The organism is Pseudomonas sp. S150, from assembly GCF_004526365.1.
GTDB classification, from domain to species: Bacteria; Pseudomonadota; Gammaproteobacteria; order Pseudomonadales; family Pseudomonadaceae; genus Aquipseudomonas; species Aquipseudomonas putida_A.
Map to the genome: position 1 here is coordinate 5,517,542 of NZ_CP038207.1, position 20,239 is coordinate 5,537,780.

Sequence of the window (20,239 nt, forward strand, 5' to 3'; positions counted from 1 at the left end):
ATTTGGGGCTGCTTCGCCGCCCATCGGGGATAAATCCCCTCGCCACAAAAACCTCTCACTTAGGGGGACGATCAGAGTTGTCGCCACATGTGAATCTTGTCGAAGTAGTCTTCGCCGACCCGCACCGCCAGCGGCTCAAGTCCGAACTGGATGAAGCCGCAGCGTTGGTACAGGGAGAACGCGGCGTCGTTGCCGGCGGTGACGGTCAGTTGGATCAGTTTCAGTGCAGGATGGGTGTGTGCTTCGGCGATGGCGGCCTGCACCAATGCATGGCCCAGGCCGTGCTGGCGAAAATCGGCTGAGACGTACATGCCGAACAGGGTCGACTTATGGCGGGCCTTTTCTCGCGGCTCGAATGCCAGGCCGACGATGCCGGCCAGTGTGCCTTCCTCGAACGCACCGAGCACCACGTCGAGCTTGCTGGTCAGCCGCGCTTCCCACCAGCTCAGCGGCATCACCGCGCGCTCGCGCACGCTGGAGGTGAAGGCCTGCGGATGGCGGTCGTAGGCTTCGAGCATCAGCTCGCGATAAGCCAGGGCATGACTGGCGTCGAGGCGTTCGATCCACATGTTCAGGCCGTCCTGCGTTGTTCAAGCATCAGACGCACCGCCAGACCGGCGAGTACAAATCCCATGAAGTAACGCTGCAGCGCCAGCCATGTCGGATTGCGCACGAACCACGACGCGATGCCCGCCGCGAACAGCGCGATCAGCAGATTGACGCTGAAACTGACGCTGATCTGGGTCAGGCCAAGAATGATGCTCTGGGTGAACACAGAACCGTGTTCGGGGCTGATGAATTGCGGAAACACCGAGAGGTAAAACACGGCGATTTTCGGGTTCAGGGCGCTGGTAAGAAAGCCCATGGTGATCAGTTTGCGCGACGAATCCGCCGGCAGTTGCTGGGCTTCGAACGGCGAGCGCGCACCGGGTTTGACCGCTTGCCAGGCCAGCCACAGCAGATACAGCGCACCGGCCCACTTCAGCACTTCATAAGCCAGCGGCACCGCCAGAAACACCGCGGTCAAACCGGCGGCCGCGGCAAACATATGCACGAAAAATCCCGCGACCACACCGAGCAACGAGGTGACTCCGGCCTTGCGTCCCTGACAGATCGAACGCGAGATCAGGTAGATCATGTTCGGCCCCGGCGTCAGTACCATCAACAGCGCGGCGGCGGCGAAGATCAGCAGGTCTTGAAGCGGGATCATGGCAATGTCCTTTGCGTGAATGATCAGGCGAGCGCCGTCAGTGAGCTGCGATAAAACGGCAGGATCAGGTCGCGTGTCAATGGCGCCAGAACCAGACCCGCGTCAGTGGCCGGATCGATCCAGATCACTTCCTCGATTTCGGCAGCGGGCGTCACATCGGCGTCGATGGTCAGCTGAAAAATCTCCGCTTGCACGACGAATCCCGGCTCGTTGGCGGCCGGCGCCGAGAACTGGCCAAGGAAGCAGGCCTGAGCCGGGTCGATTTCCAGGCCCAGCTCTTCTTCCAGCTCGCGGGCCAGTGCGTGCACCGGCAACTCATGCGCTTCGATCTTGCCGCCCGGTTGCATGAACGCCGTGGTGCCGCGCTTGCGCACCAGCAGAGTCTGGCCTTCGGCGTTGAGCAACAGCGCAGCGGCGATACGGATGAGGTTTGGAGCGACAACGGATGCAGAGGTCATGGGTCAGCCACCGGCCTGGAAAAACCGCAAGGATCCCATGCCCGGCCTGATTCAGTCACCTCACAGGTCACTCCCCCTGAGCCTTGAGCGCGGTTTCATCCTCGTCGGGCAGCTTGACGAAAATCTTGTATTTGCCGCCCTCCATGGCTTCGAAGGCAATCAGCTTTTCCACCAGCAGCGCGCTGAGCACCTTGCCGGCGTTGAGCAGCAGCATGCCGTTATCGGCATTGAGATTACGCGCCAGAATCATCCCCGCCGCCAGGTCCCGGGTGGTCAGCACCTTGACCGACGGGTCGGCGAGGGTGACGTCGCCCAGAAATGCCGCGCACACCTGAATGAAATCTTCGACCAGCTCGGGATCATACAAACGCCCTGCGTACTGGCGCAGGTAGAGCAGGGCTTCGTCGCTGTTCAAATGCCGTTCGAGGATCAGGCCGCGTTGCAACTCGACGAAATCCACTGCCAGTTTCAGCAACCGCGCCCCCAACGGAATCGCCTCGCCCTTGAGCCGGTCAGGAAAACCGCTGCCGTCCCAGCGCTCCTGGTGATGCAGGATCAGGCGCGCCGCGTCCTTCATCGGGTCAAGCGTCATCAACAGCGATTCGCTCTGCTTCGGATAGCTGCGATAACGCTCGCGATCGGTATGGCGCAGCAAGTCCGAAGGCGTGGTCATCATGCCGTCGGTCCAGCTCAGTTTGCCGATGTTATACAGCGCGGCGGCCATGGTCAGATCGCGGCTTGAGGCCTCGTCCAGACCGTGCTGTTTGCAGTAGCTGCGCACCAGTTCGATGATCTGCCGATTGGTCTGCTTCGCAGGTGGCAGACGCAGATTGGCCAGCAGCGAGAACACTTCGGTGCCGGTGACATAGCTGTGTTTGAGTTCTTCGTAGGCCAGGTCAAGCATGTCGGCGGTCTGCTGCAGTTCGGCAGTGCGCGCCGCGACGTGCTTTTCCAGGGTGCTGTTGAGCAGCTTGAGCTGGTCGTTCTGCACCTGGGTCAAGCGCTCCAGACGTAGGCGCTCCTGCTCGGAATGCTGATGTTCGAGGGCTTGGCGCAGGATCAGCAGCAACTCCTCGTCATTCCACGGTTTGCTGATGTAGCGGTGAATCTGCCCGTCGTTGATCGCCTTGATGATTGCCGACGGGTCGGCATAACCGGTGAGCATGATGCGCACGGTCGCCGGATAGCGTTGGCGGACATGCGCCAGTAACGAGGCGCCATCCATGTTCGGCATGCGCGCATCGCTCATCACCAGGTCCACGGGCTGCTGCTCCAGCATCTCCAGCGCCTGGGCACCGCTGGTCGCCAACAGGACGTCATAGGGTTGTCCCCGCAGCAGACGACGCAGGCTGTTGAGGATCGATTCCTCGTCATCGACCAGCAACACCTTGGGTCGATGTATCGGCAAAGGGGCGGATTGCTCTTCCATGGCTTGGCCTCAAGAAACAGGGTTAAAGACACATCGACCGACCGCCTCACTGGCCCGCGCCTGAGTCCAAGGCTAGATGATTTTTGACTGCATTCACGCAAATCTTCGCTCACAGGCCACGGCGTCGCGCCGGGACGACTATGCTGAACACGGCGCAATACTCCATCGGTCGAACCGACAAGTTGCGAGGGAAAAGGATGCCCCGGATGACACCCGCCAGCGGCCTCATGGGCGGCGCGGCATGAACCAGCCAACAGCGCAGATCAATCGCCGAGTGCTCATCGTCGACGACAGCCCGTCGATCCATGGCGATTTCGCCAAGATTCTCTGCCCGCTCGTCCCCGCTGATGACGGCCTGGGCGAAACCGAGAATCTGTTGTTTGGCACCCCGTCCGCGACACCGTCCCAGCATTTCGAGCTGGACTCGGCCTTTCAGGGCCGCGAAGCGCTGGAAAAACTCGAAGCCGCGCTGGCTGAAAACCGCCCCTACGCCATGGCGTTCATCGACATGCGCATGCCGCCAGGCTGGGATGGCCTGGAGACCATCGAACGGTTGTGGCAAGTCGACCCCAAGCTGCAAGTCGCGCTGTGCACGGCGTATTCCGACTATTCCTGGGAAGACATCGACCAGCGTCTGGCACTGAATGACCGCTTGCTGATTCTGAAAAAGCCGTTCGACGCGATCGAGATCCGGCAGATGGCCAGCGCGCTCACGGTCAAATGGCAGATGACCGAAGACGCCGAGCTGAAAATGAACCAGCTGGAACAGGCGGTTCAGGAGCGCACCCGCGAGCTGTCCGACGCCAACATGATTGTGCAGAACAGCCCGACCATCCTGTACCGGCTGCGCGGCGATCCGTCATTTGCCCTGATGTACATCTCCCACAACATCACCCGCTACGGCCATGTCGCCGCCGACCTGCTGCGCTCGCCCAACTGGGCGCAGGAACTGATTCATCCGGACGATCAGGCCAGCGTCGATGCCGCCATGGCCCGGGTGCTGGATCGGCATGCGTCAGGCGCGTCGATCGAATTTCGCCTGAGAACCGGCCAGGGCACCTGGCGCTGGGTGGAAAACCGCTACATCCCGGTACGCGATGATGACGGCCGTCTGCTGGAAGTCGAAGGCATCATCCTCGACATCACCGAGCGCCGCGTGGCCGAGGAAAAACTGGCGTTGCTGGCGCGCTCCGACGGCCTCACAGGCCTGGCCAATCGCGCCACGCTGATCGAACGCCTGCATCAGGCCTTCGCCGCCGCTCGTCGGGGGGCCGCGCCGTTTGCGGTGTTTTATCTGGATCTTGACCACTTCAAACGGATCAACGACACCTTGGGCCACCCGGTGGGCGATCTGCTGCTGCAGGAAGTCGCCCGCCGCATCAAATCAGGCGTGCGCGAAAGCGACGTGGTGGCGCGCCTGGGCGGCGATGAATTCGCGATCCTGCAACTGGACGTCAGCGATCCGACCCAATCAGCCGCCATGGCGGCCAATATCCGCGACACGCTGCTGGCGCCCTACAACCTGGCCGGCAATGCGTTGCACATTTCGGTGAGCATCGGCATCAGCAGTTACAGCGAGCTCAGTCTCGACGCCGACAGCCTGCTGGGCCAGGCCGACATGGCGCTGTACCGCGCCAAGGAAATGGGGCGCAATCAGTATCACTTCCACTCCGAGGACATCTCGCGGGAAGTGGCCGAACGCATGACCCTCGTCGACGAATTGACCAGCGCCCTTCAGGGCAATCAACTGTTGCTGCATTACGCACCGGAGATTGACCTGCACAGCGGCAGGATTCTGGGCATGGAGGCGCAAATCCTCTGGCAACATCCGCGCCTCGGCCTGCTGCCTGCCTCCGCCTTCGTACCGATAGCGGAGAAAACCGGCGCGATCATTCCGCTCGGACGCTGGGTACTGAATCACGCCTGCCACCAGATGCACCTGTGGCGAAATGACGGGGTCGCCCCGCCGGTGATGGCGATCAAGATTTCCCTGGCACAGCTCAAAAGTGGCCCCGAACTAATCTACGACGTTCTGCGCACCACCGCACGCTGGGAGCTCGCCCCCTGGGACCTGCGATTCGATGTCACCGAAGCCACGCTGGCCCAGACCAAGTGGACCCACAACGATGCATTGCCGCGCCTGCGTGAGCTGGGCGTGGCGATTGCCATCGATGATTTCGGCACCGAATATTCCTCGTTCGATTACCTGAAAACCTACCGGGTCAATCACCTCAAACTGGCCCAGAGCTTTATCGCCAGCGCGTCCCAGGATGTGGCCGGAGCCAACGCCCTGCGAGCGATCGTCAATTTCGCCCGGGATCTGGACATCGGCATCATCGCCGAAGCCCAGACACCCCTGAATCGACCCGATGTACCCCGTGCCGAAGCACCGCTGCCCAGCGCACAGGGGTTGTATTTCAGCGAAGCGGTCAGCGCCGAACAGGCGGGCCGGCTGCTCCGGGACGTGCCCCGCGCGGCGCCCTCCCCCAAGGAGGATGAGGCATGAAAACGGCCTTCCCCCAGACCAACCGGCGCATCCTGATCATCGATGACACGCCAGCGATTCATGAAGACTTTCGCAAGATTCTGGCCCCGCAGGCGCAGGACGACGTCGACTTGCATCAGTTGGAACAGACGCTGTTCGGTACCCGCCAATCGCCGCACCTGACCTTCCAGCTCGATTCCGCCTATCAGGGCCAGGAAGCCCTGGCCCTGGTCAAACACGCGCTGGCCAGCGGCAACCCGTATGCTCTGGCGTTCATCGACATGCGCATGCCACCGGGCTGGGATGGCCTGGAAACCATCGAGCAGCTATGGCGTGTCGATCCAAATCTGCAGGTTGCCCTGTGCACCGCGTACAGCGACTACAGCTGGGAAGCGATGGCCGAACGGCTGGAATTCGGCGACCAGTTGCTGATACTGAAAAAGCCGTTCGACAGTCTGGAAATCCGTCAGATGGCCAACGCCCTGACCTGGAAATGGCAACTGGCGCAGGACGCGGCGCTGAAGATGCTCAGCCTTGAGCAGACCATCGAGGCGCGGGTTCACGAATTGCTCAAGGTCTCGCATCTGTTGCAATACGACAGCCTCACGGAGCTGCCCAACAGCACCCTGCTGGGTGATCGCCTGAGCCAGGCCATGGCTGTCTGCCGGCGCCATGACAAGCAACTGGTGGTGATGTTTCTCGGTCTGGATCGCTTCAAGCGCATCAACAACGCGTTGGGCCATCCAGCGGGCGATGAAATGCTCAAACGCACCGCCCGCCAACTGCTGTCATGCGTGCGTGATTCCGACTCGGTGTTTCGCTATGGCTCGGACGAGTTCGTGGTGATCCTCGGCGACATCAACCATCCCCAGCAAACCCACGGCGTCGCGGAAAAACTGCTGGCCGCCATTCGCCTGCCGCAGACGATAGCCGGGCATGACGTCAGCGTCACCGCCAGCGTCGGCATCAGCGTCTACCCCGATGACGGCCTCGAAGCCACCGAGCTGATCAAGAAAGCCGAGACGGCGATGCGCAACGTCAAGGAACACGGCCCTGACAGCGTTGGCTTCTTCATCGAAGCCATGAACCAGCACGCCCGCGAGCAGCACAGCATCGAGTCGGGCATTCGCCGCGCTCTGCACGAGCACGAGTTTGTCCTGCACTATCAGCCGAAAATCGACCTGCGCAGCGGCACCGTGGTCGGCGCCGAAGCGCTGATACGCTGGCAGAAACCGGGACACGGCTGGATCTACCCGGCGGAGTTCATTCCGGTGGCCGAAGACAGTGGACTGATCGTGCCCTTGAGCAAATGGGTACTGGGCGAAGCCTGTCGCCAGACCCGTGCCTGGCAAACAGCCGGTCTGCCGCCGATCCGCATGTCGGTGAACATGTCACCCATCGATTTTCGCCAGCGTGACTTCGTTGCGGGCGTCGAACGCGTGCTTGAGCAGACAGGCCTGGCCCCTGACTGGCTGGAGATCGAGATCACCGAAGGTGTGCTGATGCAGAACGTCGAAACAACGATGGTAGCGCTCAATCGTTTGAAGGCGCTGGGCACCCGCCTGGCCATCGATGACTTCGGCACCGGCTATTCCAGCCTGAGTTACCTGCGCCGGTTTCCGATTGATGTGCTGAAGATCGACCAGTCGTTCATTCGCGGCCTGTGCAATGACAGCAATGATGCCGCACTGGTCAGCGCCATCATCAGCCTGGGCAGGAGTCTGGGGCTCAACGTCATCGCCGAAGGCATCGAAACCGCCGAGCAACTGGCGTTCCTCAAGGCCCACGACTGCGAAGAAGGTCAGGGCTACTTTTTCAGCAAGGCATTGCCGGCTGACGACTTTGCGCACTGGCTGGCCAGCGCAGCCCCGCCACCGTGGACGGCGCGATGAACGCCTCGATACCGGCCTTGAGTCAAGGAGACGATTGCCGATGAACCTGTTCCGTCCCGCCATGACGCTGCTGCTGTGCGGACTCTGCGCCGGGGCCAGTGCCGACCCGCTGGACGAGCCGCTCAAACCGTTGCCCGCCGTGCCACAGCAGGACGCCCGGCGCGTGGAACTGGGACGTCGTTTATTCCACGAGCCACGCTTGTCGATCAACAACACACTGTCCTGTGCCAGTTGCCACCAACTGGACAAGAACGGTGCCGACAGCCGGGCGCTCTCGCTGGGGTTCGACGGCAAACCGGTGGCGGTCAACACACCGACCGTGTTCAACGCCAGCCTGAATTTCCGCCAGTTCTGGGACGGCCGCGTCGAGACGCTGGAAGAACAGAGCAATGTCGTCATCACCAGCCCCCATGAAATGGGCAGCGACTGGAGCACGGTCGTCGAGCGGATCGCCAACGACGCCGATTACCGCCGCGATTTCGCCGCCACCTACCCGGACGGCGTGACCAAGACCAACATCCAGCAGGCGCTGGCCAGTTTCGAACGTACCTTGCTGACCCCCAACTCACGCTTCGATCAGTACCTGCTGGGCAATACCGACATCCTCACGCTGGACGAAAAATACGGTTATCAGCGCTTCAAGGAGTACGGCTGTATCTCCTGTCACCAAGGGGTGAACATCGGCGGCAACATGTTCCAGAAGTTTGGCGTGTTCGGTGATTACATTGCCGATCGCGGCAACCCGACCGTGGCCGATCAGGGCCGCTTCAACGTCACTCGAGACGAAGCGGATCGTGAATTTTTCAAAGTGCCGAGCCTGCGCAACGTCGCGCTGACCGCACCGTATTTTCACGACGGGTCAGCGCCTACCCTCGAACGAGCCGTGGATGTGATGTTCCAGTATCAGTTGGGACGCAAGCCGACCGAAGACGACAAAATGCAGATCGTTCTGTTTCTCAAGACCCTGACCGGCCAAAGGGAAGGCAAGCCATGATCAACATTTCCCGTCGCCGTAGTCTGTTGTTGCTCACACTGGTCGTCCTCGCGTTGGCCTCGATCCTGCTGTTTCTGTACTTCAAGTCCAGCTCCGACCAGACCATGACATACACCGAGTCGCGGGATCTGATCCGGCAGATCAAACAGCAGAATTCGCTGTGGGAAAACGAGATCCTCAAGGCGCGGGTGGCGCTGACCCACAACTATGATCCGCTGGTGTCGCCGATGAACGAGATGAACCGGCTCTGGGAGCGCTTCGACGCCATAGAATCGGGGCATGGTCGAAACGATTCGACGCAGTGGAACGAGGCCTATGAGAGTTTCCTGCAAGCGATGCAGGAAAAAACCCGGCTGGTCGAACAGTTCAAATCGCACAACGCCTTGCTGCGCAACTCTCTGGCGTTTTTGCCCACCGCCGAAGACGACATTCAGCAACAACTGGCCAACCTGTCGGACTTCGATAAATCCCAGTTGGAGAACATCACCACCGATACCTACGACCTGCTGCTCAGTGCGCTGGAGTTTGCCCAGGTCACCTCCGATGACCGGGCCGCCGACATCGAGGTGGGTCTGAACAAACTGACCGTCAACGCACAGCGCCTGCCGCAGGCGTTTCAAACCCCGGTCAAAATCCTCAGCAACCACATCAGCCTGATCGCTCGCGAGCAGCCACTGGTCAATCAGTTGCTCGAAAGCATCGAAAACATTCCCGTCGCCGAACGCCTCGACAACATCACCACCATGCTCGATCGCGATCAACAGCGTGTCGATCAGGTCGACCGCCAATACCATTTCTACCTGCTGCTGTTCTCGGTGCTGCTGATGTTGTCGCTGGTGTGGCTGGCCATCCGCCTGATCGGCAGTTTCGCCGAGATCAATCGGGTCAATACGGCCCTGCAAACCGCCAACGATGCACTGGAGCAACGCGTCGAGGAGCGCACCCGGGAACTCAAGAACGCCCAGAGCGAGCTGCTCGACGCTGCACGTCAGGCCGGCATGGCGGAAATCGCCACCAACGTGCTGCACAACGTCGGCAACGTGCTCAACAGCGTGAACATTTCCAGCGATCTGATCGCGCGCAAGCTGCGCAGCAGCAAGACCCAGGGCCTGGGCAAGGCGATGCAACTGATCAACGAGCACCCGCACGACCTCGGCGCCTTTCTCAGCGAAGACGCCAAGGGCAAATTGCTCCCCGGTTATCTCAACCAGCTGGTCGGCGCGATTGCCCAGGAACAGCAGGAAATGGTCGACGAACTGAACCAGATGAACAAAAGCGTCGATCACATCAAGGACATCGTCGCCACCCAGCAATCCTATGCCGGCGCCAACAGCATGACCGAGCCGCTGTTTATCAACGAGCTGCTCGAAGATGCGCTGCGCATGAACGCCGGGGCCCTGACCCGGCATCACGTCACGGTGGTCAAGGAGTACGCCGAGGTGCCGCAGGTGATGGGCGACAAACACCGTTTGCTGTTGATCCTGATCAACCTCATCAGCAACGCCAAATACGCGATGTCTGACCTCAGCAACCGCCCCCGCACCATGACCCTGGCGGTAAGGATCGTCGATGACAACTTCCTCGAAATCAGCGTCAGGGACGACGGCGAAGGCATCGCGCCGGAAAACATGACGCGGATCTTTGCCCACGGTTTCACCACCCGCAAGGAAGGTCATGGCTTCGGTCTGCACAGCTGCGCGCTGGCGGCCATCGAGATGAACGGGCACCTCACCGCGCACAGCGACGGACCGGGCAAAGGCGCGCTGTTCACCTTGCAGATCCCCCTGATCAGCGTCACGGAGAACGCATGAGCGAGTTGTCGAACCGCCGCATTCTGCTGATCGACGATATGCCGTCGATTCATGAAGACTTCCGCAAGATCCTCGCGCCACCGGCAGCTCAGTCAGTGGAACTGGACGAGATGGAAGCTGCACTGTTTGGCGCTCAGATTCGCGCCGAACGTCCGCCGTTCGAGCTGGACTCGGCCTACGGCGGCGAGGAAGGTCTGGGCAAACTGATGCAGGCCTTGCAGGAACAACGCCCTTACGCGCTGGCCTTCGTCGACATGCGCATGCCCGACGGCTGGGACGGCGCGAAGACCATCGAACACCTGTGGCAGCAGGATCCGCAGTTGCAGGTGGTGGTGTGTACCGCCTACTCGGATTATTCCTGGGATGAACTGCTCGAACGTCTGCAGGCGCATGACCGGTTACTGATTCTGAAAAAGCCGTTCGACAACATCGAAGTGCAGCAGATGGCCAACACCCTGCTGACCAAATGGCAGATGACCGAACGCGCCTCGTTGCAGATGCATCATCTGGAACATCTGGTCGACCAGCGTACCGCGCAGTTCAAGCAGGCCAGCGAAGAACTGCAGCGCGAAATAGATGAACGCAAGCAACTGGAAAGTCAGTTGGTGCAGTCGGAAAAGCTTGCGTCACTGGGGCAAATGGCGGCCGGAGTGGCCCATGAAATCAATAACCCGATCGGCTTCATCTCCTCCAACCTCGGCACCCTCGACGGCTACTTCAACCAATTGTTGAGCGTACTCGATGCCTGGCAGACGCTGGGCCCCACGCCGGACAGCGAATCCGTGGCCCGGCTTGAGCAACTGCGCAAAGACGCCGATCTTGATTTTCTGCTCGAAGACATCCCGGTGCTGATCCGCGAATCCAAGGAAGGCATTGGCCGGGTCGGACAGATCGTCAAGGATCTGAAGGATTTCTCCCGGGTCGATACCCATCAGCAATGGCAGTGGGCCAATCTGCAACAAGGCATCGACTCGACGCTGAACATCGTCGCCAGCGAACTCAAGTACAAGGCCGATGTGATCAAGGAATATCAGCCACTGCCGGACATCGAGTGCCTGCCCTCGCAAATCAATCAGGTGATCATGAACCTGGTGGTCAACGCGGCGCAGGCCATGGGGCCCGAGCGCGGTACCATCACTCTGCGTACCGGGCAGCAGCAGGACACGGCCTGGGTGGAAGTCGCGGATACCGGCGCGGGAATCGCGCCGGACATCCTGCAGAAAATCTTCGATCCGTTTTTCACCACCAAACCGGTCGGTCAGGGCACCGGGCTGGGCCTGTCCCTGTCCTACGGCATCGTGAAAAAACACGGTGGCGACATTTCGGTCCGCAGCGAACCGGGCGTGGGCACAACCTTTCGCGTCGAGTTACCGATGCGCCAGAGCCGACCCGCAGCCTGAGGTGCCTCAGGTCGCTTCCTGAAAATCCATCTCCGGCGGCTGACGACGAAAGCCGCCCGTGAGCACCGCCAGATACACCACGCCAATCGCCAGCCAGCTCAGGCCCAGATACACCGCCAGGTGATCCAGGCTGACCATCAGCCACAAGTCCGCCACCAACCCGATGAACGGGAAGATCAGAAACAGCACCAGCTCACGCGGGCCCTTTTTCTCGCCGCCGATCCAGTAGTGAAAGATCACCGACAGGTTGACCAGACTGAACGCCAGGAACGCGCCGAAGTTGATGAACGAAGTGGACGTGGTCACGTCGAGTTTCAGCGCCAGCAACGCCACCACTGCACACAGCAGGATACTGTTGACCGGTGTGCCAAAGCGCGCATGCAAGGTGCCGAAAAATGACTTGGGCAACACGCCGTCGCGGCCCATCGCAAACAGCAGACGCGAACCGCTGGCCTGGGCCGACAATCCCGAGGCGAACTGGCCGACGATCAAGCCAATGAGGAAGATCGAGACGAACAGATCGCCGCCGATGTTGCGCGCAATTTCATAGGCCGCCGAGTCGACGCTGTCGAACTGGAATGACGGGTGGGCGATCTGCACAAAGTACGACACCCCGACGAAGATCAGCCCGCCAATCAGCGTAATCAACATGATCGCCCGTGGAATGGTGCGGCGTGGGTCGCGGGTCTCTTCGGTCAGCGTACTGACCGCGTCGAAACCGAGGAACGAATAACAGGCGATGGCCGCGCCACTCATGATCAGCGGCATCTGCATGTCGCCATTGAAGAACGGTTTGATCGACCACAACGGCGTGCGCGCATCGCCGCCGACGTAGTGCACGCACAACGCGACGAAAGCGATCAGCACCAGAAATTGCACCAGCATCAGCAAGGCGTTGATGCCGTTGGCCAGTTTCAGACCGATGATGTTGATCGCGCTGGTGATGCCGATGAACGCCAGTACCCAGATCCACTGCGGGATCGACGGGAAGGCCGAAGCGAGGTACGCCGCGCCGATCAGCCAGATCGCCATCGGCAAAAACAGGTAATCGAGCAGCACCGCCCAACCGGCGATGAAGCCGAGCTTGGGGCTGATCGCCTTGCGCACGTAGCTGTAGGCGGAACCGGCGACCGGGAACGCGGCGGCCATGCGCCCGTAGCTCAGGGCGGTGAAGAACATCGCCACCAGTGCCGCCAGATACGCGGCCGGGACCATGCCGGCGGTGGATTGCGCGAGGATGCCGAAAGTGCCGAGGACAATGATCGGCGTCATGTAGGCGATGCCGAACAGCACCACCGACCCTAATGACAGGGTGCGTTGCAAACGAGCCATGAGCGACTTACTCCGAATGTTATTGGATTTATGGCAGAGCCGAGTTCGGCGAATATTTCGGGTGTGGCTTTGTTGTTTTTTGGATCAAGCAGGTGTGTTGTCTGGACTGGTCTCTTCGCGAGCAAGCTCGCTCCCACAGTGACCGCGCTCCCCTGTGGGAGCGAGCTTGCTCGCGAAGGCGTCAGCCCGACCGACACAGAACCCGGATCAGCGCGCAGGAATCAGCAACTCACGCAATCCAGAAGCGTGCTCCACCACCTCCCCCGGCAGTTTCAAACGCTGATCATCCAGGTAGCGGTAATCCTTGCGCGCAATCACCAACCGGTCGAAATCCAGCTCGACGCTGAACTGCCCCTCTTCCCGCCCCGCTTCGAACAGCAATTCCCCCAACGGATCCACCAGCGCACTGCCGCCGGCAAACATCAAACCGTCATCCCCGGCCTCGACGCGGTTGACCATCAGCGCAAACGCCTGGTTTTCCTGGGCGCGGGCCATGATTGCGGTGCGGTGAGTCGGGGCGTACGGGTCCATGTTGCCGTTGGTCACGATCAGCAATTCGGCACCCAGTTGCGCCAGTGCGCGGGCGGATTCGGGGAACTCGATGTCGTAGCAGATCAGCAGGCCGACGCGCACACCGTTCCACTCGCAAGTGGCATAGCGGTCGCCGGGTTCGAACACGCCGCGATCCGAAGCCCAGAGGTGGGTCTTGCGGTACTTGAGGGCGATGCCTTCGGGGGTGATCAGCAGGGTGGTGTTGTAGAAGCGACCGTTGTCGTTTTCGGCCATGCCGATCACCACAGCGATGTTGCGCTCGCGGGCGGCGGCCAGCACCGCGCGGACGGTCGGGCCATCCAGCGGCTCGGCGATCTGCGCCACAGTGTCGGCGCTCGGAAAGCCCATCAGGTGGGTTTCCGGGAACACGATCAATTGCGTGTCGACGGCGCATGCGGCAATCGCCGCGAGGGCACGTTCGAGGTTGTACGCCGTGTCTTTGTCACGGCCCGCCAGTTGGGCGAGTTCGACTTTCATCGCGAGTCCTTATGGTCATGGCCGGGCGCTGAAAGATTGCCCGGTGGCTGTCTGTGGGCCAGTATGCGCAGCAAGCAACCGGCCAGGGAATCACGCGGCCGGGGTAACCCGATAGGGGTAGATCCATGACCGTTTCGTTTGATGACATCACCTGGCACCGCGCCGTCGGGCAACTGATCGACGCGCTGGACAAGCCGAATTTCTGGGCGCAACTGGTGCGCCTGCTCGACCAGTACGTGGCGTTCGATAGTTGGGTGGTGCTGCTGTTCAGTGCCGATCAGCACCCGCAGGTCTTCGCCGAATGCCCCGGCGAGGACGGCAGTCCCGACCCGCTGTTTCAGGATTATCTGCGCGGGTTGTACCTGCTCGACCCGTTCTACATCGCCTGCCGCGAACAGTCGCGCACCGGGTTGTACCGCCTGTCCGAGGTGGCGCCGGAGCATTTCGAGCTGACCGAGTATTACCAGCGATACTTTCGTCTGAATGTGGTCGCCGACGAAATCCAGTTCAATTGCCAACTCGAAGGCGAGCGCACGTTGTGCCTGTCGCTGGGCAGTGAAAAACGTTTCACTGGCGAACAGATCGCTTTGCTGTCTTTGATCCAGCCGTGGGTGCTGGGCCTGTTGCGTCAGCGCCTGCCGTACGAGATCAACCAGACCGTGGCCCTCGCTGCCGCGCCAGCTGCGGCCGACTGGCGAGTGCAACTGGAAGCCTCGGTGCAACAACTCAAGGGTGCGCAACTGACCGCCCGGGAGCTGGATGTCGGGCGTTTGATGCTCAGCGGTTGCTCGAGTAAAGAAATCGCCCGTAAGCTGGAAATCTCCGTAGAAACCGTGAAAGTCCATAAGAAACACATGTACAGCAAGCTGGGGATCAAATCCCAGTCGGAGCTGTTTTCGATTTTTCTCCAGGCGCAGAACGCCTGATAACGCGTGGAAATGCTTTCCTGTGTCGACAGATTCTCTGTGGTGAGGGGATTCATCCCCGATGGGCTGCGCAGCAGCCCCAAGTCTACGCATGCGGTCTTTCAGTTAAACCGCAGTGAATGGTTTTGGGGCGGCTTCGCCACCCATCGGGGATAAATCCCCTCACCACAATAAATCTCATCAACAGGCCCGCCTGCTGCCACAGGTTTGCAAACCATTGAGTCCGAACCAAGGAAACCGTATGAGCCTGTCACTCCTGAGCCGCTACGCCTTCTTTGCCGTCTGCGTGATTTTCACCCTCGCCAGCCTGCCCTTTCTCGAACACGACTGGCTGTGGCCGATCACCGCCGTCACCGGCGTACTGAGCCTGCTCGGTCTGTTCGACCTGCTGCAGAGCCCGCACGCGGTGCGCCGCAACTACCCGATCCTGGGCAACATCCGCTATCTGGTCGAAGGCATCCGCCCGGAGATCCGCCAGTACCTGCTGGAATCCGACAGCGACGCCCTGCCCTTCTCCCGCGCCCAGCGTTCGCTGGTGTACTCGCGGGCGAAAAATGAAAGCGCCGACAAACCCTTCGGCACGCTGATCGACGTGTATCAATCGGGCTTCGAATTCATCGGCCACTCGATGCGCCCGGCGCCGTTGAGCGACCCGAGCGGTTTCCGCGTCACCGTCGGCGGCCCGCAGTGCACCCAGCCGTATTCGGCCTCGGTGTTCAACATCTCGGCGATGAGCTTCGGCTCGCTCAGCGCTAACGCGATCCGCGCGCTGAATCAGGGCGCCAAGCTCGGCAACTTCGCCCACGACACCGGCGAAGGCAGCATCAGCCCGTATCACCGGGAACACGGCGGCGACCTGACTTGGGAACTGGGCAGCGGCTACTTCGGCTGCCGCACCAGCGATGGCCGATTCGACCCGGAGCGCTTTGCCACCCAGGCGCAGAATCCGCAGGTGCGGATGATCGAAATCAAGATGAGCCAAGGCGCCAAACCCGGTCACGGCGGGATCCTGCCCAAGCACAAGGTCACCCAGGAAATCGCCGACACCCGCGGCATCATGATGGGCGAAGACTGCATCTCGCCGTCACGCCACAGCGCGTTTTCCACGCCGATCGAAATGATGCATTTCATCCAGCAACTGCGCGAACTGTCCGGCGGTAAACCGGTGGGTTTCAAGTTCTGTCTCGGACATCCGTGGGAGTTCATGGGCATCGCCAAGGCCATGCTGGAAACCGGCATCCTGCCGGACTTCATCGTAGTCGACGGCAAGGAAGGCGGCACCGGTGCCGCACCGGTCGAATTCACCGACCACATCGGCGTGCCGATGCGCGAAGGCCTGCTGTTCGTGCACAACACCCTGGTCGGCCTGAACCTGCGCGACAAGATCAAACTCGGCGCCAGCGGCAAGATCGTCAGTGCCTTCGACATCGCCAGCGTGCTGGCCATCGGCGCCGACTGGGCCAACTCGGCGCGCGGCTTCATGTTCGCCATCGGCTGCATCCAGTCGCAAAGCTGCCACACCAACAAATGCCCGACCGGCGTCGCCACCCAGGACGCTCTGCGCCAACGCGCCCTCGTCGTCCCGGACAAGGCTCAGCGCGTCTACAACTTCCACCGCAACACGCTCAAGGCGCTGGCGGAAATGTTGGCGGCAGCTGGTCTTGAGCATCCGTCGCAACTGTCGGCCAAGCACCTGGTGCGCCGCATGTCGGCAACCGAGATCAAACTGTTTTCGCAGCTGCATGTGTTTCTGAAACCGGGGGAATTGCTCACGGGTGAGGTGAATGGCGAGTTCTATTCGCGGATGTGGCAGATGGCGCGAGCAGACAGCTTTGAGCCGCAGGAAGTGGCGGCAGCCTGAGCCTCGTCACCAACTGAGCAGGCGGTGGGGCGGCGGCTCTTTCATGACGATGAAACCGTAATCGCCAATCAGGTAAATCCGGTAATACAGGCTGTCCACCAGCGCTGGAAACCCCTGATAGCCGACGCGGGTGGCGTTGCGCCGTTCGCGTTCGGCGACCACGTTGGTAATGCCTGCTGACGGCAGATTTTCCGCGAGCATGAAGTAGTCGACGTTGAGCAAATACTTCAGAACCGGTAGCCGTTTGAATGAACCGGTCGCACTGGCCAGCCAGCGCTCGGAGTAGCTCACCGAGAGATAGATCCGCTTGGCTTCACGCAACTCGCGATGGGCGGCGATGTCGTGGCTCAGGCTGTACAGCGCGCTGTTGGCGAAGGTTTTCTGCAGGCTCAGCACCCGGCCATACGCGAAGGACAGCGAGAGAGTCGCCAGCAGCGCAATGATCAGCAGCAAGGGCAAGCGACGGTGCGCGGATGCCAACGCAACGTGAGACAGATAGAACAACCCCAGCAACAACACGCCGAACCCCATCAGGGTGCGCGCGCCCTCATTGAAGTCACGGAACAGCAGCGTGATCCCCGGCACCAGCAAGACCAGCACTGGCAGCGTCAGCAAGCACAGCAACAGGGTTGACCAACGGTTCTGGCGGTACTGAATCAGGCGCACACAGCCGGCGATCGCACACAACACCAGCGCAGCGAAAACCCACGGGTAGCCGCCGTGAAACAACAGCGCAACTTTATCCAGGATCCGAGCGAAATTGATGCCGATCTGCAACAGCGGATCGGCGTCCAGGTTCAACAGATCCGTTTTTCGCAACGTTTCCATGAATGGGTACGCCGTGGCGCTGTAGATCAGGATGCCCAGGCCCGCTTGTGCGAGTTTCCAGCCCAGCATCCGCAGAATCTCCGGCCACTGAGTTCGCCGCTGAACAGCCCTGATCAACTCGACACAACACAGCCCGAGAAACACATTGAAGCTGATCTGATAAAGACCGATTGCCAGCGCCAGCAACGCCGCCGGCACCAGCCAGCGCTGCACCCGCGATGAACCTTCGAACGTGATGGCGTAGATCGCCGCGACCATGCTCAGGGCCATGATCGGGCCGTCGTATTGATAGGACAGATTCTGCAACAGGAACGGGTTGTACCAGAGCGGCAACGGCACCAGACAGCAGGCCAGCGTCGGTTCTGCAAAGTAGTGAAAGGTCAGGCGCGTCAGGGCCAGGCTCATCGCTACGACGGCGAGCAACAGCGGCAACGGAAAGATGTTCGGCGCGGCGCCGGTGAACGTCAGCGCTTGATAAAACCAGTCGGCAAACAATCGCCCCTGCCCGGCCCAGGCATTGCCGGCGGCCAGCGTGCGCCAGTTGTCGTCGATGTAGGGGAAGTCGGCGAGGATCAGGGGCAGGACGTACAACGCGGTAGCCAGCAGGAAGAACAGCGCGACCTGACGCTGACTGAGTTCTCGTTGGAGAAATGCGCTCGTTCTCATGTGCGCGCCTCGGTTCACTGCCGCGCGGGATTGCTGAGTGATACAGGTTTGAGCCTTGCTTCTGGGTTTGTATCGCGCTTTCAGACCGGCGGTTACAGCTTCTGAAGCGCCCATGAAAAAAGCCCCGACCAATGGGCCGGGGCTTGTGTATCACCGTACTGTCGACTTACGAAACCGAACGCACCGCACCCTGCGTTTCACCGGTCGGCTGCAGCTTGAACACGTAGAACAACACAGTCAGCAGCACCAGGAACACCGGCCCCACATACAGCGCCACGCGGGTGTCCGGGAAGTACGCCATCAGGCCGACCACCAGCACCAGAAACGCCAGCGCGAAGTACGAGCTGACCGGGTACAACCACATCTTGTATTTCAGGCCGGCACGTTCGCTGGCGCTCAGGCCTTTGCGGAATTTCAGTTGCGCCAGCAGGATCATCACCCAGGTCCAGATCGCGCCGAAGGTGGCGATCGAGGTGACCCAGACGAAGACTTTCTCCGGCACCAGGTAGTTGAGCAGCACGCCGATCAGCAGCGCGAAAATCGACAAGAGCAATGCCCGACGCGGCACGCCGTTGGAGGTCTTGGCGAAACCGGCCGGGGCCTGGCCGTTCTGCGCCAGGCTGTAGAGCATGCGCCCGGTGCTGAAGATGCCGCCGTTGCACGACGACAGCGCCGCAGTGATCACCACGAAGTTGATGATGCCGGCGGCGGTCTTGATGCCCAGACGCTCGAAGGTCATCACGAACGGGCTGCCCTGAGTGCCGATTTCGTTCCACGGGTAGATCGACAGGATCACGAACAGCGCGCCGACGTAGAACAGCAGAATGCGCCAGAACACCGAGCCGATCGCATCGGGAATGGTCTTCTGCGGGTTCTTCGCTTCACCGGCGGTGAGGCCGATCATCTCGACACCGAGGTAGGCGAACATGACCATTTGCAGGGACATCAGCACACCGGTCACGCCGTTGGGCATGAAGCCGCCGTGGGCCCACAGGTTGGAAATCCCCAGCGCCACGCCGTCGTTGCCGAAACCGAAAGCAATGATGCCGACGCCGCCGATGACCATGGCGATGATGGTGACGATCTTGATCAGGGCGAACCAGAACTCGAATTCACCGAAGGCTTTTACCGCGATGAGGTTGATCGAGCCCATGCTGATCAGCGCCGCGAGGGCCCAGATCCAGCGCGGTACATCGGGGAACCAGATGCCCATGTACACGGCAACGGCGGTGATTTCCGCGACGCAGGTCACCAGCCACAGGAACCAGTAGTTCCAGCCGGTGAGAAAGCCCGCCAGCGGGCCGAGGTAGTCCTGGGCATAGCGGCTGAACGAGCCGGCCACCGGGTTGTGTACGGCCATTTCGCCGAGGGCGCGCATGATCACCAGGATCGCCAGACCGCCGAGAATGTAGGAAAGCATGATCGCCGGGCCGGCCATTTCAATGGCCTTGGCCGAGCCGAGAAACAGGCCGACGCCGATACAGGCACCGAGTGCCATCAGGCGAATATGCCGTTCGCCGAGTTCGCGTTTAAGCGGGCCGCCGTGAGCGGTCTCGCCATGGGGCAGGTGATTGCCGACTGGCATAGGGATACAACCTCGTCTTGTTATTGGATATTACCACCGTGTGTCGAAGCCTCGACCGATAGGCCTCAGCTTCCCGACACCGCGCCTGCTTCGTGGGCAGACACGTCATGCAGGACCCTGCCTGCAAGATCAGCGGGGCGTGCAGTATAGAAAGCTTGTCACAGGGCTTTTCACTCTATAAGTGACAACATTCAGCTAGAAGTCTCGGCAAAAAGCCGCTTTGCGGAGAGATATTACCTGATATGCGTAGGAATATTCACCACAAAAAATCCCGGCGAGTATTGCACGATGATGGTGCACCGTCATGGCCCTGCTTTGGTGGTATTGAAGATT

At 60.8% G+C, this 20,239-nt stretch carries 15 protein-coding genes; 7 read left to right on the top strand and 8 right to left on the bottom strand.

Annotated features, from left to right (window positions below):
• Nucleotides 1-71 precede the first annotated feature (71 nt).
• The 4 genes from E3Z29_RS25570 to E3Z29_RS25585 all read right to left on the bottom strand — a co-directional run bounded on the left by E3Z29_RS25570 (nucleotide 72) and on the right by E3Z29_RS25585 (nucleotide 3,097).
• A complete protein-coding gene (locus E3Z29_RS25570) occupies nucleotides 72-569 on the bottom strand; it encodes a GNAT family N-acetyltransferase (protein ID WP_096795595.1) in 498 nt (165 codons plus the stop codon).
• Between the two features lie 2 nt (nucleotides 570-571).
• Nucleotides 572-1,210, bottom strand: coding sequence for a LysE family translocator (locus tag E3Z29_RS25575; RefSeq protein WP_134787245.1), 639 nt, complete (start codon nucleotides 1,208-1,210; stop codon nucleotides 572-574).
• 23 nt (nucleotides 1,211-1,233) lie between these two features.
• Nucleotides 1,234-1,668 carry an NUDIX domain-containing protein gene (locus tag E3Z29_RS25580; RefSeq protein ID WP_134787246.1) on the bottom strand — a complete coding sequence of 145 codons (435 nt, stop codon included), beginning with the start codon at nucleotides 1,666-1,668 and terminating at the stop codon, nucleotides 1,234-1,236.
• A gap of 67 nt (nucleotides 1,669-1,735) precedes the next feature.
• Complete coding sequence (locus tag E3Z29_RS25585) at nucleotides 1,736-3,097, bottom strand: HD domain-containing phosphohydrolase (protein ID WP_134787247.1); 1,362 nt, start codon at nucleotides 3,095-3,097, stop codon at nucleotides 1,736-1,738.
• Between the two features lie 241 nt (nucleotides 3,098-3,338).
• Between E3Z29_RS25585 and E3Z29_RS25590 the strand changes: the two genes are divergently transcribed.
• The 5 genes from E3Z29_RS25590 to E3Z29_RS25610 are packed head-to-tail and all read left to right on the top strand — an operon-like array spanning nucleotide 3,339 to nucleotide 11,679.
• Nucleotides 3,339-5,603 carry an EAL domain-containing protein gene (locus tag E3Z29_RS25590; RefSeq protein ID WP_134787248.1) on the top strand — a complete coding sequence of 755 codons (2,265 nt, stop codon included), beginning with the start codon at nucleotides 3,339-3,341 and terminating at the stop codon, nucleotides 5,601-5,603.
• Nucleotides 5,600-7,474 (top strand): bifunctional diguanylate cyclase/phosphodiesterase, encoded by a 1,875-nt coding sequence (locus E3Z29_RS25595; protein ID WP_134787249.1) that lies wholly within the window; start codon nucleotides 5,600-5,602, stop codon nucleotides 7,472-7,474. Before E3Z29_RS25590 ends, E3Z29_RS25595 begins: the two co-directional genes overlap by 4 nt.
• Nucleotides 7,475-7,514: 40 nt before the next feature.
• Nucleotides 7,515-8,468, top strand: a complete 954-nt coding sequence (locus E3Z29_RS25600; protein ID WP_134787250.1) for a cytochrome-c peroxidase — start codon at nucleotides 7,515-7,517, stop codon at nucleotides 8,466-8,468.
• Nucleotides 8,465-10,279 (top strand): DAHL domain-containing protein, encoded by a 1,815-nt coding sequence (locus tag E3Z29_RS25605; RefSeq protein ID WP_134787251.1) that lies wholly within the window; start codon nucleotides 8,465-8,467, stop codon nucleotides 10,277-10,279. Before E3Z29_RS25600 ends, E3Z29_RS25605 begins: the two co-directional genes overlap by 4 nt.
• Nucleotides 10,276-11,679: an ATP-binding protein gene (locus tag E3Z29_RS25610; protein WP_097086081.1), complete on the top strand. Its 1,404-nt coding sequence runs from the start codon at nucleotides 10,276-10,278 to the stop codon at nucleotides 11,677-11,679. Before E3Z29_RS25605 ends, E3Z29_RS25610 begins: the two co-directional genes overlap by 4 nt.
• Before the next feature lie 6 nt (nucleotides 11,680-11,685).
• Here the strand turns inward: E3Z29_RS25610 and E3Z29_RS25615 are convergent, their stop codons facing one another.
• Together E3Z29_RS25615 and E3Z29_RS25620 are read right to left on the bottom strand one after the other, a co-directional pair.
• Nucleotides 11,686-13,011, bottom strand: coding sequence for an APC family permease (locus tag E3Z29_RS25615; RefSeq protein WP_134787252.1), 1,326 nt, complete (start codon nucleotides 13,009-13,011; stop codon nucleotides 11,686-11,688).
• A gap of 207 nt (nucleotides 13,012-13,218) precedes the next feature.
• A complete protein-coding gene (locus E3Z29_RS25620; protein WP_134787253.1) occupies nucleotides 13,219-14,040 on the bottom strand; it encodes a carbon-nitrogen hydrolase family protein in 822 nt (273 codons plus the stop codon).
• A 125-nt stretch (nucleotides 14,041-14,165) separates the two neighbouring features.
• On the opposite strand from E3Z29_RS25620, the gene E3Z29_RS25625 reads away from it, so the two are divergent.
• The gene (locus E3Z29_RS25625) at nucleotides 14,166-14,966 is read left to right on the top strand and encodes a LuxR C-terminal-related transcriptional regulator (RefSeq protein ID WP_098965425.1); all 801 of its coding nucleotides are present in this window, start codon (nucleotides 14,166-14,168) and stop codon (nucleotides 14,964-14,966) included.
• 241 nt (nucleotides 14,967-15,207) lie between these two features.
• Entirely contained in the window at nucleotides 15,208-16,827 is a 1,620-nt protein-coding gene (locus E3Z29_RS25630; protein WP_027612095.1) for an FMN-binding glutamate synthase family protein, read from the top strand.
• A gap of 6 nt (nucleotides 16,828-16,833) precedes the next feature.
• Here E3Z29_RS25630 and E3Z29_RS25635 read toward each other — a convergent pair whose 3' ends face one another.
• Nucleotides 16,834-18,321 carry a glucosyltransferase domain-containing protein gene (locus tag E3Z29_RS25635; RefSeq protein WP_134787254.1) on the bottom strand — a complete coding sequence of 496 codons (1,488 nt, stop codon included), beginning with the start codon at nucleotides 18,319-18,321 and terminating at the stop codon, nucleotides 16,834-16,836.
• A 166-nt stretch (nucleotides 18,322-18,487) separates the two neighbouring features.
• Nucleotides 18,488-19,906, bottom strand: coding sequence for an amino acid permease (locus E3Z29_RS25640; protein WP_027612097.1), 1,419 nt, complete (start codon nucleotides 19,904-19,906; stop codon nucleotides 18,488-18,490).
• Nucleotides 19,907-20,239: the final 333 nt, after the last annotated feature.